Source organism: Thiocapsa sp. (assembly GCF_018399035.1).
Taxonomy (GTDB): Bacteria; Pseudomonadota; Gammaproteobacteria; order Chromatiales; family Chromatiaceae; genus Thiocapsa.
The window spans coordinates 3785029-3800751 of the sequence record NZ_CP073760.1 but is presented as its reverse complement, the minus strand read 5'-3'; the positions used below and the strand labels follow the sequence as shown (position 1 = coordinate 3800751).

Sequence of the window (15723 nt, the reverse complement as noted above, 5' to 3'; positions counted from 1 at the left end):
CGCGAGGAGGTGCTGACTCGGGACGATTTCGAGCAAGCGGGTTTCGGGGTCGAGGAGGGCCGAGACCTCCCCGAAGGTTTCGGTCTGGATCCCTTCGCCCCGGATCCTGCCGATGCCGATCCCGCAGCGCCGGATCCCGATCCGCCGAGGGGTCAACCCTGATGCCCGAGCTTCCCGAGGTCGAGACCACACTCCGCGGCATCCGCCCCTATTTGGAGGGCGCGCTGATCGAACGTCTGATCGTACGCGACCCGCGGCTGCGCCGCCCGATCCCGCCCGAGACCGCAGAGCGCGTGGCGGGTCAGGCCGTGCGGTCCTTGTCGCGACGCAGCAAATATCTCTTGATCGGATTGGATCAGGGCAGTTTACTCCTCCATCTGGGGATGTCCGGCAGCCTGCGGGTCGTCCCTGTGGACAGCCCGCCGAAGAAGCACGACCACCTCGACCTGGTGTTGGCCGATCGGCGTTGTCTTCGGTTTCACGACCCGCGCCGCTTCGGTCTTTTTCTGTGGCTCCCGGAGACGCCCGAGCTTGCCGAGAGTCGTCATCCGCTGCTGCGCGACCTGGGTCCCGAGCCGCTGGGGACGGCGTTCGACGGCGACCACCTCCATCGTCTGAGCCGAGAACGGCGGGTCGCCGTGAAGATCTTCCTGATGGATGCCTCGGTGGTGGTCGGGGTCGGGAACATCTATGCGAACGAGTCGCTCTTCCTGGCCGGCATCCATCCGGCTCGCGCCTGCCATCGCATCGGCCTGGAGCGCTACCGTCGGCTCGCCGAGGTGATCCGCGGCGTGCTCGAAGACTCCATCTCGCAGGGCGGCACCACCCTGCGCGACTTCGTCCAGGAGGACGGCAACCCCGGCTATTTCGCGCAATCGCTGCGGGTCTACGGCCGCACCGGCGAGCCCTGCGTCGCCTGCGGCACGCCCATTCGCCAGCGGCGCATCGGACAACGCTCGAGCTTCTATTGCGTGCACTGCCAACACTAAACCGCGTCCAGAGCGATATGCGTTGTTTTCATTGTGCGTTTGGCTTCGGAGATATCCTTGATCCCAGTGAGACGCGGTTTAGAACTCAAAATTTTTTAGTACGTTAAACCGCGCCGGCTCCGACAGTTGTCCGAGCCGGCGCGGCCAACCCAATCCAACAAACAACGCATACCGCCGCGGGCGCGGTTTAGGATGATGCTTTTAATCGAACGACTGGCTCAACTGCATTGGCCCATTTTACTGGGCGTGGCGTTCGTGCTCATGCTCTGGCGCCTCGGGACGGGGCCATTCCAGGGACGCAGACTGGGTAAACGCTTTCCGATCGTGCTCGCCGTCGGCGATCTACTCTTGTGGCCCGTCGCGGTTTTGGTGGCGGGGAGTTTGCTCCTGCTGCTCACGCCGTGGCTGGCGCTCGAGAATGCCAACGCCGGGGTGCGGACCGCGACCCTGGTCGTGTGCTATCTGGTCGCCAGTTGGCTGCTCGCGCGCCTGATCGAGGTGATGATCCTGCGCAAGGCCGACGACGCCCTACCCGAGCGCGTGCCGAAGCTGGTCGTCGGCTTGATCTATGCCGCGCTCATGTTCGTGGGTATTGCGATCTTACTCTGGCAGCGCGGCTACTCCTTTGCAGGGATTTGGCTCTCTACGGGTGTCGCCGCAGCGGTGCTCGGCCTTGCGCTCCAGCGCACTCTGGGGGATCTCTTCTCCGGGATCGCACTCGGCATCGAGCGGCCGTTCAAGATGGGTGATTGGGTCGAGCTGCGCGACGGCACCGTCGGTCAGGTCATCGACCTCAACTGGCGCGCCACCCGCCTGCGGGGTTGGGACAACGCCACCCATGTCATTCCGAACTCAAAGATGGCCGGCGAGCCGCTGAAGAATCTGCATGACGACCAGCATCTCTTCGCGCCCTGGTATTTCGTCCGGATCCCGGCCGAGGTCGATCCGCGCTTCGCCACTGCGCTCATCCTCGACGCGGCCCTGCGGTGCGAGAGCGTCCTCAAATTCCCACACCCGATCGTCCGCCTGGCGGATGCCACGACGGTTCCTTACCAGTACATGGTGTGGGTCCATTTGAAGAACTATCCCGCGGTGTTTCGCGGTCGCGAGGAGCTGTTCCGCGAGATTCATTGGGCCATGCAACGCGCCGGGATCAGCATGGCACCCGAGGTTCACGAGCTGCACACGCGCCGAGCCGCCGTGGTCCAGGCCGAGCCGCCGACGATCCTGCTCGCGCTCAAGGGCTTGGATGTGGCGGGCTCGCTCACGCAGGAGGAGCTCGAGCAGGTCGCCGCGCGCAGTGTTTACTCTCACTTCGACAGCGGGCATGTCATCCTCGCCGAAGGCGCGCCGAGCGATGCCTTTTACGTGATCGTCGGCGGACTCGTAGAGGCCGCCATCACGCTGCCGGATCGCACCCGCAAGGTAACGGAGGTCCTCGGCCCCGGCCATCACCTGGGGATCACATCCATGTTGACCGACGAGCCCTCCTTCCTGGAGCTGCGGGCCAAGAGCGACGTGACCCTGATCCGGATCGATCTGGACTGCCTGAGGTCTCTCTTGGCCAAACGCCCGGAGCTGGCCGAGCGTCTCGCCCGCATCGTGAAGGAACGCGTCGATGCCGCGGATGCGGCCAGGGCTGCGAGCCGCCAGCCGGTCGGGCGCCTGAGTCTGCGCGATATCCGCCAGCGTATCGAAGGGCTCATGGCCCGCCAATCAAGCTTTACGCGGCGACCCTAACCCGTTTGAAGACCGCCGAGATGTCACCGCACCGTCTGGAGGAAGTGCATGTGCCGCTCGTACTGGTCGAGGACGTCGCCGATGATGTCCTGCGCGCTCCAGCCCATGAGGTCGTAGTCTTGACCGCCTTCGCGCAGGTGGACCTCCGCGCGGAAATACTCGAGCGCCTTTGCCCGGCTGGCGCGGGTGTCGCGCATCACGAAGCTGGGTGACTCGTAGGGGCGCGGTCGGACCGAATAGAAGAAATCGATCTCGGCGCCGTGCCGGACCTCGACCCAGACACGGCCGTCCTCGCCTTCCACGAGCCCGGCATCCAGGCTCATCTTGCCCAACTCCTCGACGACCTCGCTCAAGGCCGGTTTCACGCTGTCGCGGATGAAACGCAACACTTCGGCTTGGGTCGGCTGGTGCACGAGTACGCGCAGTCGGCGGCGCCAGTTGACCGGGCTTTGCGGGCCGCCGGGTGTCACCCGTGCCTCGCGCAGGCTCAGATGCTTGATCGCGTCGATGCGCAGCGCCTTCAGCAAGCCCCAGCACATGAGGATCATCACGACCGTAAAGGGCAGTGCGCTCGCGATGGTGGCGGTCTGGAGTGCGGCTAACCCGCCTGCGACCAACAAGGCCGCAGCGACCACGCCTTCGACGACCGCCCAGAAGATGCGCTGCCAGAGCGGTGATTCCTCTTTGCCGCCCGAGGTCAGGATGTCCACCACCAGGGACCCTGAGTCCGACGAGGTCACGAAGAAGGTGACGACCAGGAGCGTCGCGAGCAGCGCGGTCACGCTCGAAAACGGCAGGTGCTCGAAGAACTGAAAGAGCGCCACCGAGGTATCGACCGCCACCGCAGCGGCGAGCGAGCTGATCCCTTGGATCATGATCATGTGGATGGCGGTGTTGCCGAAGAAGGTCATCCACATGAAGGTAAAGCCCAGCGGTACCAGGAGGACGCCGGTGACGAATTCACGAATGGTGCGTCCGCGCGAGACCCGCGCGATGAACATGCCGACGAAGGGCGCCCAGGCGATCCACCAGCCCCAATAGAAGAGCGTCCAGCCGCCGATCCAGTCCGTCGGCTCGTAGGCGTAGAGATTGAAGGTCATCTCGAACAGATTGGACAGATACATCCCGGTGTTCTGAACCAGCGTCTGCAGCAGAAAGACGGTCGGCCCGGCGATCAGGACAAAGGCCATCAAGCCCACGGCCAGGATCATGTTCAATTCCGAGATACGCCGGATCCCCGCGTCGAGTCCGAGACCTACCGAGAGGGTTGCAATGGCCGTGATGCCTGCGATCAACATCACCTGGACGCCGATCGATGTCGGCACATCGAAGAGATAGTTGAGCCCCGAGTTGATCTGAATCACCCCGAATCCGAGCGAGGTGGCCACGCCGAAGATGGTCCCCAAGACCGCGAAGATATCGACCGTATGACCGATCGGGCCGTAGATGCGATCGCCGATCAGCGGGTAGAGCGAGGAACGAATGGTCAGGGGCAGTCCGTGCCTGAACGCGAAATAGGCCAGCGAGAGCGCGACGACGGCATAGATGGCCCAGGCATGGACGCCCCAGTGGAAAAAGGTGATCCGCATGGCTTGACGGGCGGCCTCGGCGACCTCCGGATCACCGACCGGAGGGGCGACGAAGTGCATCACCGGCTCGGCCACGCCGAAAAACATCAGCCCGATCCCCATGCCGGCCGAGAACAGCATCGCGAACCAGGACAGATAGCTGTAGTCCGGCTCGGAGTGCTCGGGTCCGAGCTTGATTCGCCCGAGACTCGAGACGGCGAGCGCGATCACGAAGACCAGAAAACCGGCGACGGCCATCACGTAAAACCAACCGGCCGATTCGATCACCCAGTCCTGAATGGATTTGAACAGGGGTTCGGCGGTCTCCGTGGCGAGGGCGGCGAAGAGCACGAAGGCCAAGGTCAGTACCGCCGAGATGATGAAGACCGGAGGATTCCACTGAATCCAGGGTTTGGTCTCCGCTCCGGGGGCCGATTCGTTGTTATCGTTCATGGTCTTGATCCTTCGGTCCGGCTCCCGACGAGGCGACCGAGGTCACCCATGTCCGAAGTGCGTGTTGGTTCTCCGGCCGACGAGGCCGGACGATCGGTGTCTGCACACGCGATGCCGTCCGGCGCGCATGACCCTCAGTCGGCGGTCTTCTTGAAGTGAAGGATTCCCCACCGAAGGTAGCCCGAGGCACCTGCGTCGACCCAGTGTCCGAGACCGGCGATCATGCGATCGACATAGGCATCCGAAACCTTGCCGGCGAGCGACTCGCGCGCCCGAACCAGATCCTCGCGCACGCGGCCGTAGTGGGTCACCAGGTTCTCCGTCATCTCGAGCACCTCCATCGGCTCGAGTCCATAACGGGCGGCCGCCGCGCGGTAGGCACCGATCGATCCCAAGCTGTCCAGATGGATCCGCGCGAGCACCGGCTCGAGCATACCGGGCGGGCAGTCGTCCGCCTGCATCGGATCCGTGAACACCAAGCGCCCTCCCGGGCGCAGCACACGCGCGGCCTCCGCGATGACCTGCTCGCGCAGCCCGCTGTGCAGGATGGCGTCCTGCGACCAGACCAGGTCGTAGCGTCCATCGGGTGAGGGGACGGTCTCGAAGCTTCCGTCCACCACCTCGATCAAGTGCTCGAGACCCTGTTCACGGTTCATCTCTCGGTGACGCGCGTTCTCGCGTTCGCTCAGATTCAGCGCCGTGACGCGACAGCCGAGCTGTCCGGCGAGCCAGCGTGCCGCCCCGCCGTAACCGGCGCCCATGTCGAGTACCCGGGTGTCGGCCCCGAGGCCGGGGACCAGCGCCGCCATCCGCTCCACGGTACGACGGCTCGCCTCGGCGATCGCCTCGTCGGGCCGATCGTAGATCCCGATATGGATGTCTTCTCCACCCCAGACATGGAAGTAGAAGTTGTCGGCATCCTCGCTGTTGTAATAGGTGCGCGCGGTTTCGACGACCGCGGAGTAGGTGTCGCTCATGTGTCGTCGCCTCCTTCCACGTAGCGTTTCTCGGCAACGTGGATAAAGAAGTCCGGCTCGTCGTCGCGATAGGTCTCCTTGAAGTCGCCATAGGTCGTGACGCGCTGGAAGCCGACCTCGTGCAGCAATCGGCGCGTGTAATCCTTGCGCAAGGGAAACATGTTGAGATGAAAGACGTGGTCGCCGGGAAATTCGTAGCGAAAACGCGCGAGCGTCTCGTCGACATGCTCGGGCTGAGCACGGACATTTTCGCCGCAGTAATAATAGTTGTGCGTCGGGGGAATCTGATGATCCAGAATCGCGTCGTAGTTGCGCTGATCGAGGATCAGGATGCCGTCGTGGCGCAGCGTGGCATAGAATTCGGCCAAGGCCTTGCGGCGGTCGTTCTCGTCGTGCAGATGGGTGAATGAATTGCCCAGACAGATGACGGCGTCGTAGTAATCGTGGACGTCTCGATTGAGCCACCGCCAATCCGCTTGCACGGTCCGCAGGATCTTCTCGTTGCGTCGTGCATTCTCGAAGGCCTTCGCCAGCATGACGGGATTGCCGTCTGCACTGGTCACCTCGAACCCGGCCCGCAGCAGTTGCACCGAGTGGAAACCGGTTCCGGTGGCGACATCAAGTACCTTACGCGCACCGTGCTCCTCGAGGAGTCGGATGAAGAAGTCGCCTTCACTCTGGGCACGTCCGTCCCAGTCGATCAGCTCGTCCCATTTCTCCACGAACGATTGGATGTATTCGGCTTGGTAATGATTGGTGTCGCGGACCTTCAGCGGATTGGTCCCGTAGTCTTGCTTGGTGCGTTCGAGCTTCATGTCACCTCCTGGCTCCCTGAGCGGGAGTGATGTTGGTGGCTGAAGACGCCGTCGGATCTGAGCAAGCGCCTCACCGCTGCGTGAGCGGAGCCGCCCGATTCGGGCGATAAACCAGTGATTGCGTGATCGGCGCGATGTGAGGTCCAGACGTCTTCGACATGTGTCCGAAACCTAAATACCGCGCCGCACGCGGCCTAAAAGTAGTACCCCAGATTGAGATTGAACCGATAGTTCCATGTGTCGTTTCCGTTGACGCCGAAATCCCCGACGCCGTCGATTCGTCCGTAATCATCCATGCCGCCGCCGCTGGCCTCGTTCCCGACGAAGTAATTGCCGTTGGAGTAGGCGAGATCGCTGTAGATGTACCAGCCGCCCCTAGCCCACGCGGCCCCGGCGACCCACATCTGGCTGTCGTTGAAGTCGCTTTCGTCCTTCACGATGCTGCTGTACTCGATATAGGGCAGCACGGAGTCGAGCCAGGAGATCCGAGGCGTTTCCACCAAGTAGCTGACGGAGACCGCCGGAATCCACGCCTTGGTCGCGACCGGCCACGCAAAGTCGTACGCGCCCATCGGGATCAAGGTGTCCGTGCCCCAGGGATTGTCGCTGTCGATAGCGTATTCGTAGCGGGTCAGTTGCGAGGCGACGGTGAGCGGACCCATCCGGTTGACCATGTGTGCCGAGGCTGCCCAATGGCTGCCGTCGTCGGTCCGCTGGCCCTTGAGCTGCCCGTATTGGAGCGAGACGCCCACATCGGTCGGGATCGCGGTGTCGGCGAGGCTGTAGATGGCGCGCAGGTTGAGCTGATTGCGCTCGTCGAAGCCGTTGTGCTCGCCGCCGAACGACACATTGCCGTCGGCATCGACCGATTCCTCCCACCGCACCGCGTCGTAGCTATAGCGGGTGCTGTTTAAACTACGACCGAAATAGCTGCCCTCGCTCGACGGATAGTAAGCCGCGTCCAGCTTCCATTGATCGATGGTGGTGCTGTACTTGATGCCCAGATCCATGTCGTCGGACAGCCCGACATAATAGTGCTGATCGAAGAACCAGCTTTGCGAGACGCCGTAGGGGCCGGGGCCGAACGGCACGCGATTGACACCGACTTGGACCTCGCTGTCGTCCGCAAACCGATAGCCGAGCCAGCCGGTATGCAGGAAGTTGTAGCTTTTGCCTGTCCCCGCCGCATACCAGCGGTACTCGAGCCGACCGATGATGTTTTCATAGTCGAGCGCGAGATTGATCCGAAAGGTGTCCAGCTCGATATTGCCGCCGTTGCCGCCGCGGTTCGGCCCGGCGACGGCCTCCTGCACCTTGTAGCTGCCCAGGACATAGTTGACTCGCATGGCGCCGCCGACGGTGACGGGTCCGATCTTGAGCACCGTGCTTTCCGGAGCGGATTCGTCCAGGGCTTCGTCCGTCTCGGCGACGACGCCCGGGGCAATCATCTTCCGAGAGACAACCGCCGCGTCGTCTGCTCCGGTATCGAGTGCGCCCGTGCCGATGGGTTCGCCCTTCGCTGCGGCGAGTGTGCGCCGAGCCTCTTCGAGCTGGCGTGCGAGCTCAGCGACGTGCTGCTCGAGCGCTTCGACATCTGCCGAGGCCACCGCCGGGAGTGCACACAGCATCCCGAGGAGCAGCGCCCCGATCGCCGGATGCCGAGCGGTCTCGGCGCGAGTGTGCGATTCGTTCCGACTCATCTTCATCCCTCGCTTACTCGCTCTCGGCGCCCGGCATCCAGGACGCGACGACGTCCGGATTCTCCGCGATCCACAGCTTTGCGTTCTTCAAAGGGTCGGCACGTCGTTCTTGATTCAACACCATCAGCTCGGCCATCTGATCCGGCGTCCAGTTGAAGTTGTCCAGGACCGCGTAGACTTCCGGCATGTCTTCCTTCAAGCCGGCGCGGACGATGGTGTGGATCTCCTCTTCGCCGCCGTAGACGCCCTTCGGGTCGTCGAGATACTTCAGGTCGAACTCGGCGAACTTCCAATGGGGCGTCCAGCCGGTCACCACCACCCACTCGTTCTTGTCGATGGCGTTACCCAGCACGGCAGTCATGATGGGGCCGGTGCCTTCGACGAGCTTCAGGTCGGTGATCGTGTAGTCTTCGAGCACCTGCTCGGTCTTGCTCATCAGGCCGGCGCCCGGATCGATCCCGATGATCTTGCCGTCGAAACGCTCGGCGGCACCGTTGAGATCCTCGATCGAGTCGATCTCGACATAGGCCGGCACGACCAATCCGATCCGGGTTCCGACGAGATTGGGGCCGAGGTCCTCGACCTTGTCGGAGACCTGCTCGAGGTAATGGTTGTGGGTGGTCGGCAGCCAGGCGGCGACGAGGCCGTCGACATCGCCGCTGCCGACGGCCTGCCACATGGCTGCGGCCGACACCGGGGTGATCTTCACGTCGTATCCCATGTCCTCGAGTACGGCCTTCATGAGGTTGGTGCTGGCCACCTCGCTCGACCACTCGACATAGGCCAACTCGACCTTGCCTTTGTCTGCGCCGAGTGCCGGGGTCCCGACGGCGGCGAGCGCCGCAAGCGCGGCAATAGCGTATCTGTTGATCATGATGTCTTACCTTTTCTTGATGTGTTGCGGGTTTCAGGTGTTCGGCTGATCCTTGCCGCGTCTCCCGATCCCCTGGGTGATCCGATCCAGAAGCATGGCCAAAATGACCACGGCGATCCCGGCCTCGAAGCCCATCCCGGCCTCGTTGCGCTGGATCGCTCGCCAGACCTCGCCGCCCAAGCCCTGGGCGCCGATCATGGCCGCGATGACCACCATCGAGAGGGCGAGCATGATGGTCTGGTTGATCCCGGCCATGATGGTCGGGACGGCCAGGGGGAGCTGGACCTTCAAGAGCTTCTGCCGCCGGGTGGCCCCGAAGGCATCGGCTGCCTCGACCAGATCGGCCGGGACCTGACGGATCCCGAGTGTCGTGAGCCGAATGGCCGGCGGCATCGCGAAGATCACGGTCGAGAAGATCGCCGCGACCGGTCCGAGACCGAAAAAGGGGATCGCCGGGATGAGGTAGACGAAGGCCGGCATGGTCTGCATGAAGTCCAAGATCGGGAAGATGATCCGGTAGGCAGCCGGCGAGAGGGCGGCGAGGATGCCGAGCGGTCCGCCGACGGACACGGCGATCAGGGTCGCGATCAGGACCATCACCAAGGTCTGCAGGGTCGCCTCCCAGAGTCCGAGGTTCCACAGCAGCGCCAAGCCGGCCAAGGCGAAGAGCGCGGTGCGGATTCCGGTCAGGCGCCACACGAGCACACCCGCCAGAAGGATCGTCACACCCGGCGGGAGCCACATGAGTGCATCTACGGTGCCCTCGATCCCGGTCTCCATCAGATCCGAGACCACCTTGGTTGCGCCGGCGAACTGCCCGGTCAGGGCATCCAGCCCGTTGTCGATCCATTCCGCCAGGGGAAGTCGCGGGATTTCGATCATGCTGCCGTCTCCACGATCTCGGATGCGACGTCGGACGTGCTTGCGTTGTCGTTGCTGCCGATGGATTCAGCCAACCCCTGCAACAGCGACGCCCGCACGACGACGCCGAGCAGGCGGCCTGCGTCATCGACGACGGGGGCGGGCATGGTCGTCTCGGCCAGCAGGCCGAACAGGTCGCGCACCGGGGTGTCTGGCCCGACCGGTTGAACGCCCGGCTCCATGATCGAGGTAATCGATTTCTCTCCGCGCTTGGCTGCATCCAACGCGGCATCGTCTCGGACGACACCCCGCAGCCGGAAGTCGGATTCAACGACGCAGAGGAAATTGAGGTCCTCGTCTTCCATCTTGCGCAAGACGGTGCGCGGGCCGTCGTTGACGAAGGCGACGCTGCGCGCGCGCCGCATGACGGCGCTTGCGGTCAAGACCTTGGTCTTGTCGACCTCCGCGACGAACCGCTCGACGTAGGGCGTGGCGGGGTTGGAGAGGATCTCCTCGGCGGTGCCGACCTGCTCGATCCGGGCATCCTTCATCAGGACGATCCGGTTGCCGAGAAACAGCGCCTCGTCCAGGTCGTGTGTGATGAAGACGATGGTCTTGCGGACACGGCTCTGCAGGGCGACGAGCTCGTGCTGCATGTCGCGGCGAATCAAGGGGTCGAGGGCGGAGAATGCCTCGTCCATCAGCAGGACGTCCGGGTCGACCGCCAAGGCGCGGGCCAAGCCGACACGCTGCTGCATCCCGCCGGAGAGTTGCCCGGGAGTGGCGTCCTCCCAGCCTTCCAAACCGACCTGCTTCAAGGCGATCAACGCCTTCTCGGCGCGCTCGTCGACGGCACAGCCTTGGATCTCCAGTCCGAACTCGACGTTCTCGCGAATACTGCGATGCGGGAAGAGTGCGAAATGCTGGAAGACCATGCCGTACTTGCTCCTGCGCACCTCGAGGAGCTCTCGGTGCCCGAGCGGGACGATGTCACGGCCGTCGAGCAGGATCTGCCCGGCGGTCGGCTCGTTGAGGCGGTTCAGACAACGGATGAGGCTGGACTTGCCGCTCCCCGACAGGCCCATGACGACCAGGATCTCACCTTCGAGGACATCGAAGTCGGCATCGGCCACGCCGACGGCCAGGCCAGTCTTCTCGAAGATCGCCTGTTTGGTTTCGCCTTGGCGCAGTAGTGCCAGGGCGTCCTTCGGCTCGTCGCCGAAGACCTTGGTGAGACCGCGCACGGCGATCTTGACGGATTGTTCTGCGGGCATGGCCCTGATGGTCCTGACGGAAGCTTGATGTGCGAAGCTCGGGATTGGCCTCGCAACTTGATTTGCGGCAAGGGACGCCGCGTGTCCCGATCGACCGGCAGGGCGAGCCTGAGAATCCGGCGGGCATGGGGACGATGAATCGCGCCGGATCGACCAGGTAAAGACCCGAGCGCCGACGAAAGCTTCTTTACCCTACAGGGCTCCGGGCCTCGGTTCAACCCAAGGTTCGGGCCTTGCAGCGCCCGGGCGACGGCATGGTTTCCGCTTCGCGCTCGGTGGATTTCAGACCGCGCAGCGGGTCAGAGGAGGGGTTTCTGCGTCTCCAGCGACAGACGCTCCAACGGCTCCGGCCGCCCGAAGAAGTAGCCCTGGTACGCATGGCAACCCTGAGCGGCCAGCCAGTCGCGCTGCTCCTCGGTTTCCACGCCTTCTGCGATCACCGCCAGCTCCAGCGTCCTGCCGAGGGCGATGATGGTTCGGGCGATCGCGGCCGCGTTGGTGTCGGTCAGGATGTCCAGGACGAAGGAGCGATCGATCTTGAGCTGATCGAAGGGAAGGCGTTTCAGGTATGACAGGGATGAGTAGCCGGTGCCGAAGTCATCCAGCGCGAAACCCACGCCTCGGGCCTTTAAGGCAATCATCTTGCCGACAGTGTCCTCCACATCGTCGAGCAAGAGGCTCTCGGTGATCTCGAGCTTGAGTCGGAATGGATTCGCGCCCGTGTCTTCGATGCAGGCCAAGACCTGGTCGACGAAGTCGGCCTGGCGAAACTGACGTGCACTGATGTTCACGGCCAGGGTGAGCTGGGCGGTCTCGGACCGAGCGGACCAGGCCGCCAACTGCGTGCATGCGGTCTGCAGAACCCAGTGTCCGATGGGAAGAATCAGCCCGCTTTGCTCCGCGAGCGGGATGAAGGCTGCCGGTGGAATCAAACAACCCTGCTGGTCCTGCCAGCGCAGCAGACATTCTGCGCCGATGACTGCGCCGTCGCGATCGACCTGGATCTGGTAGTAGAGCAGGAACTGCTCGTCGCGCAAGCCGCGACGCAGTTGCGCCTCGAGGGTCGCACGGGCGCTGACCTCCGACTGCATGCTTGGGTCGAAGAAACGCATGGTGTTGCGTCCGGCGGCCTTGGCCCGATACATCGCCATGTCGCCTTGTTTCATTAACTCCTCGACACGCATCGGCTGCGGATCGAAGAACGTGATTCCGATGCTGGCCGCGCTGTAGTGGGTCTGTCCGTCCAGGTCGTACGGCTGGCGCAGCGCGCCGAGAAGCCCGTTACCGAGCGTTTCGGCTTGCTGCGCCGCCTCCAGTGGGTTTGGGCTCAGATGCTCGATCATCACCACGAACTCGTCGCCGCCGAGACGGGCGAGCGTGTCGGACTCGCGAATTCGCTCCGTCAGACGCAGCGCCACCTGCTGCAGCAGCCGATCGCCTTGGTCGTGACCCAGGGTGTCGTTGAGTGTCTTGAAGTCGTCCAGATCGATGTAGAAGAGCGCCCCGCAGTCGCCGTGGCGGCGACTGCTTGCGAGGGCCAGATTCAGTCGGTCGAGCAGGAGACGGCGGTTGGGCAGACGTGTGAGGGGGTCGAAGAAGGCCAGCTCGCGGATCTCCTCCTCGGCGGCCTTGCGTTGAGTGATGTCGGACAGGGTCCCGACATAGTGTGTGATCCTGCCGTCGGGGCCGGGAACGGCCGTGACCGTGAGCCATTCGGGATAGATCTCGCCGCCTTTACGACGGTTCCAGACCTCGCCTTGCCAGGAGCCGGTCTCCAGAATGCTTGCCCACATCGCCCTGTAGAACTCGGCGTCGTGGCGTCCGGACTTGAGCAGGCGGGGGGGCTGACCGACCGCCTCCTCGGCGCTGTAGCCGGTGATCTGCGTGAAGGCGCCGTTGACCCTCAGGATGACTCCTGCGGCGTCGGCGACGACCATGCCCTCTTGGGCCTCGAAGGCGATCGCGGCAATGCGCAGCTGCTCCCGAGTTTCCTTCTGCTCGGTGACGTCGCGCGCGATCCCCTGGAAGCCGACGATCACCCCATTCTCGTCGCGAAACGGCATGGCGCTGGAGGCGTGCCAACGCCAGGTGCCGTCCGCGTGACGGATGCGGTACTCGATGTCCCGACGCATCTCTCCCATGTCGACGACGCTGCGGAAGGCATCCTCGCAGATGTGCAGGTCGTCGGGATGGACGTAGGTCGAGAAGTGCGTCGCCAGGGTCTCGTCGACTGAATACCCCGTCAGTCGCAACCAGCTCGGCGAGACGAAGATGAAGCTGCCGTCGGTCGAGAAGAGATAGATGATGTCGTAGCTGTGGTCGAGTAGGAAACGGTACTTTTCCTCGGAGCGCTTGATCGCCGCCTCGGCCCCTTTGCGTGCGCCGATATTGCGCGCCACCATCTGCAGGAGCGTCGAGCCCTCGAGCTGCACCGAGGTGAGCAGCACCTCGACCTCGACCGGATCGCCGGTATCTCGGCGGCGCAAACACCACTCGAAGCCGCTGTTCTCACCCGAATGTCCCGTCGGCGGAGCGGGCGCGAGGACATCGGTACCGGGTGGCAATGGCGTCGTCGACAGGTCGCTCGGCTGTTTGCCGAACAGCGCTTCGCGATTGCAGCCGAGCATGCGCAGCGCGGCGGGATTGCAGTCGAACAGACCGCGGTCATCATCGAACAGCATCACCGCATCCGTGGTCGCCTCGAACAGGGTCCGGTATTTGGAGGTCGCGATGCGCTCCAGGTCGGCCTTCGCCTCGCGCAAGGCGGATTCGCGGTGTCCGAGCGCGTCCGCCATGCGGTTGAAGGAGACAGCCAGGCGGCCGATCTCGTCGTCGCCGGTATCGTCGAGACGTTGATCGAGATCCCCGGCGGCGATCGCCCGCGCGGCGGCATCCAGGTGCCCGAGTCGACGGCCGGCCCAGACGGCGAGCGGGATGATGATGAGCAAGAGCACACCCAGCCCGATCATGCCGTTGCGCAGGCTTTGGTGGATCAGACCCTGCTGCGTTTCGGCGAAGATGCCGGTTGAGATACCGACATGGAGGGTGCCGTAGGTTTGGCCGACCAGCTGCAGCGGGATGGCCCTCTCCCACAGGGCCGCGTCATCCGGCACCGGATGATGGTCGTGATCTCCGTCGGCGGGAGACGGCGATTCATGTGGATGGGTGTGCTCGGCGAGGCGCCGTCCCCGTACGTCGTCGACCTTGAGATAGCGCACCGCCGGCAGATGGGCGAACCGGTCGAGCGATTCCTGCAGGGCGGCGATGTCGCGTTGCACGAGCAACGGGGTCAAGGACTCGCTCAGGAGTGCGGTCAGGACGGTCAGTCGCGTCTCGTGCAGCTGGGTCAGGGCGGCGTTGCTCAGACGCTGGTTGTCGTGGACGACCCAGGCGATCAGAGCGGCCTGGGTCAGCAGGATCACCAAGCCGAATCGCAAGCCGATCGGGAGGCGCGCGAGAAGACTCCTCATGGCGCAGCCAAGACCTCTCGCGTCGCGGGTACGAAGGGGTCGATCACCGCTCGGTCCGCCTCCGTGACCTCGCGCAACCCGCCGTGTCCCAGGGTCTGCATCATGGCGCGCCCTGCCGGGGTGTCGTTGGCGAAGTGAAGGATCTCGCGCGTCAAAAAGGCGCGGTCGGCACCCTCGTGACCGGGTCCGGTCTGATAGACGATCGAGGGAATCCCGCCGAGATCCGCGCCGTCGGCGAGGATTCGCAGACGTGCGCGCGTGCCCTCGTTTAGGGTCGTAAAGGCACGGTTGGAGACGATGGCCGCCCGGATCGCGTCGTCGCCGAGAAGGAGCGTCAAGGCGTTGTTGTGGGTGTCGGCCGTCGGCATCTCGACATCCGTCGACGGCGTCAGGCCCGCCTCCCTGAGCATCCGATGGCCCATCAGGGTAATGAGCGCCAGGGGATCCGGGGTCACGATCCTGGTGCCCCGCAGATCCGCGACCTCGGCAACGGGATCCTCGGCCCGGACAATCACGAGCGCGTGGAGAGGATTGGTGGTCTGCAGGATCGACCGGTAACCGGAATCCACCTCCGCGAGCCTTGCCATATGGGCGGCATTGAGGACGAGCAGATCCTCGCCTTGTGCCACGGCAGCGACGAAGCTCCGATAATCGGGGGACGTGACGATCCGGACCGGCCGCTCGAGGGTCTCTTGGAGATGTCGGCGCAGCGGCTCGTAAAGGCTTACCAGGCGCTCGGTGCTGAGGTAGGGGAACACGGGGATCTGGATGTCGTCCGAGCCGGGGGCGGCGCCGGCCGCTGCGGTGCAGGCGCAGAGCAACCAGCCGATACGCTGAATCAAAGCCTTCATCGGGTTCTTCGGTGCCATCGTCTTCGACTTGGAACTGAATCTCCTCACCGGTTTTCTCCTCCCGAGCGGCATCCGCGGCGTTCCGACCGGGAGCTCGCCGGATTCAACCGTCGCGTTGCACGCTTCGTGGGTATTCTAGTCCGACTCCGAG

The 15723-nt window shown here is 64.0% G+C and carries 12 protein-coding genes; 3 read left to right on the top strand and 9 right to left on the bottom strand.

Annotated features, from left to right (window positions below):
• Positions 1–9 precede the first annotated feature (9 nt).
• The 3 genes from KFB96_RS17255 to KFB96_RS17245 all read left to right on the top strand — a co-directional run bounded on the left by KFB96_RS17255 (position 10) and on the right by KFB96_RS17245 (position 2729).
• Positions 10–162 carry a hypothetical protein gene (locus KFB96_RS17255; RefSeq protein WP_213501453.1) on the top strand — a complete coding sequence of 51 codons (153 nt, stop codon included), beginning with the start codon at positions 10–12 and terminating at the stop codon, positions 160–162.
• Positions 162–989: a bifunctional DNA-formamidopyrimidine glycosylase/DNA-(apurinic or apyrimidinic site) lyase gene (gene mutM, locus KFB96_RS17250; RefSeq protein ID WP_213459968.1), complete on the top strand. Its 828-nt coding sequence runs from the start codon at positions 162–164 to the stop codon at positions 987–989. The genes KFB96_RS17255 and mutM overlap by 1 nt, the downstream gene beginning before the upstream one ends.
• Before the next feature lie 195 nt (positions 990–1184).
• A complete protein-coding gene (locus tag KFB96_RS17245) occupies positions 1185–2729 on the top strand; it encodes a mechanosensitive ion channel family protein (protein ID WP_213459966.1) in 1545 nt (514 codons plus the stop codon).
• A gap of 23 nt (positions 2730–2752) precedes the next feature.
• On the opposite strand, the gene KFB96_RS17240 is transcribed toward KFB96_RS17245, so the two are convergent.
• From KFB96_RS17240 to KFB96_RS17200, 9 genes are all read right to left on the bottom strand, one after another.
• Positions 2753–4750 (bottom strand): choline BCCT transporter BetT, encoded by a 1998-nt coding sequence (locus tag KFB96_RS17240; protein WP_213459964.1) that lies wholly within the window; start codon positions 4748–4750, stop codon positions 2753–2755.
• A 134-nt stretch (positions 4751–4884) separates the two neighbouring features.
• Complete coding sequence (locus tag KFB96_RS17235) at positions 4885–5727, bottom strand: methyltransferase domain-containing protein (protein ID WP_213459962.1); 843 nt, start codon at positions 5725–5727, stop codon at positions 4885–4887.
• A complete protein-coding gene (locus KFB96_RS17230) occupies positions 5724–6542 on the bottom strand; it encodes a class I SAM-dependent methyltransferase (RefSeq protein WP_213459960.1) in 819 nt (272 codons plus the stop codon). The genes KFB96_RS17235 and KFB96_RS17230 overlap by 4 nt, the downstream gene beginning before the upstream one ends.
• Before the next feature lie 194 nt (positions 6543–6736).
• Positions 6737–8248 (bottom strand): hypothetical protein, encoded by a 1512-nt coding sequence (locus tag KFB96_RS17225; RefSeq protein WP_213459957.1) that lies wholly within the window; start codon positions 8246–8248, stop codon positions 6737–6739.
• A gap of 7 nt (positions 8249–8255) precedes the next feature.
• Positions 8256–9116 (bottom strand): glycine betaine ABC transporter substrate-binding protein, encoded by an 861-nt coding sequence (locus KFB96_RS17220; protein ID WP_213459955.1) that lies wholly within the window; start codon positions 9114–9116, stop codon positions 8256–8258.
• Between the two features lie 33 nt (positions 9117–9149).
• On the bottom strand, positions 9150–9998 hold the full coding sequence (locus KFB96_RS17215; protein WP_213459953.1) for a proline/glycine betaine ABC transporter permease: 849 nt from the start codon (positions 9996–9998) through the stop codon (positions 9150–9152).
• A complete protein-coding gene (locus KFB96_RS17210) occupies positions 9995–11251 on the bottom strand; it encodes a glycine betaine/L-proline ABC transporter ATP-binding protein (RefSeq protein ID WP_213459951.1) in 1257 nt (418 codons plus the stop codon). The genes KFB96_RS17215 and KFB96_RS17210 overlap by 4 nt, the downstream gene beginning before the upstream one ends.
• Positions 11252–11550: 299 nt before the next feature.
• Complete coding sequence (locus tag KFB96_RS17205; protein WP_213459949.1) at positions 11551–14721, bottom strand: EAL domain-containing protein; 3171 nt, start codon at positions 14719–14721, stop codon at positions 11551–11553.
• Entirely contained in the window at positions 14718–15572 is an 855-nt protein-coding gene (locus tag KFB96_RS17200) for a PhnD/SsuA/transferrin family substrate-binding protein (RefSeq protein ID WP_213459947.1), read from the bottom strand. The genes KFB96_RS17205 and KFB96_RS17200 overlap by 4 nt, the downstream gene beginning before the upstream one ends.
• Positions 15573–15723: the final 151 nt, after the last annotated feature.

Excerpts from the sequence above, each read along its gene's own strand:
- KFB96_RS17225 (WP_213459957.1), bottom strand. The coding sequence starts at position 8,248 with ATGAAGATGAGTCGGAACGAATCGCACACTCGCGCCGAGACCGCTCGG.
- KFB96_RS17205 (WP_213459949.1), bottom strand. The coding sequence starts at position 14,721 with ATGAGGAGTCTTCTCGCGCGCCTCCCGATCGGCTTGCGATTCGGCTTG.
- KFB96_RS17240 (WP_213459964.1), bottom strand. The coding sequence starts at position 4,750 with ATGAACGATAACAACGAATCGGCCCCCGGAGCGGAGACCAAACCCTGG.
- KFB96_RS17215 (WP_213459953.1), bottom strand. The coding sequence starts at position 9,998 with ATGATCGAAATCCCGCGACTTCCCCTGGCGGAATGGATCGACAACGGG.
- KFB96_RS17210 (WP_213459951.1), bottom strand. The coding sequence starts at position 11,251 with ATGCCCGCAGAACAATCCGTCAAGATCGCCGTGCGCGGTCTCACCAAG.
- KFB96_RS17200 (WP_213459947.1), bottom strand. The coding sequence starts at position 15,572 with ATGAAGGCTTTGATTCAGCGTATCGGCTGGTTGCTCTGCGCCTGCACC.
- mutM (WP_213459968.1), top strand. The coding sequence starts at position 162 with ATGCCCGAGCTTCCCGAGGTCGAGACCACACTCCGCGGCATCCGCCCC.
- KFB96_RS17245 (WP_213459966.1), top strand. The coding sequence starts at position 1,185 with ATGCTTTTAATCGAACGACTGGCTCAACTGCATTGGCCCATTTTACTG.
- KFB96_RS17235 (WP_213459962.1), bottom strand. The coding sequence starts at position 5,727 with ATGAGCGACACCTACTCCGCGGTCGTCGAAACCGCGCGCACCTATTAC.
- KFB96_RS17230 (WP_213459960.1), bottom strand. The coding sequence starts at position 6,542 with ATGAAGCTCGAACGCACCAAGCAAGACTACGGGACCAATCCGCTGAAG.
- KFB96_RS17220 (WP_213459955.1), bottom strand. The coding sequence starts at position 9,116 with ATGATCAACAGATACGCTATTGCCGCGCTTGCGGCGCTCGCCGCCGTC.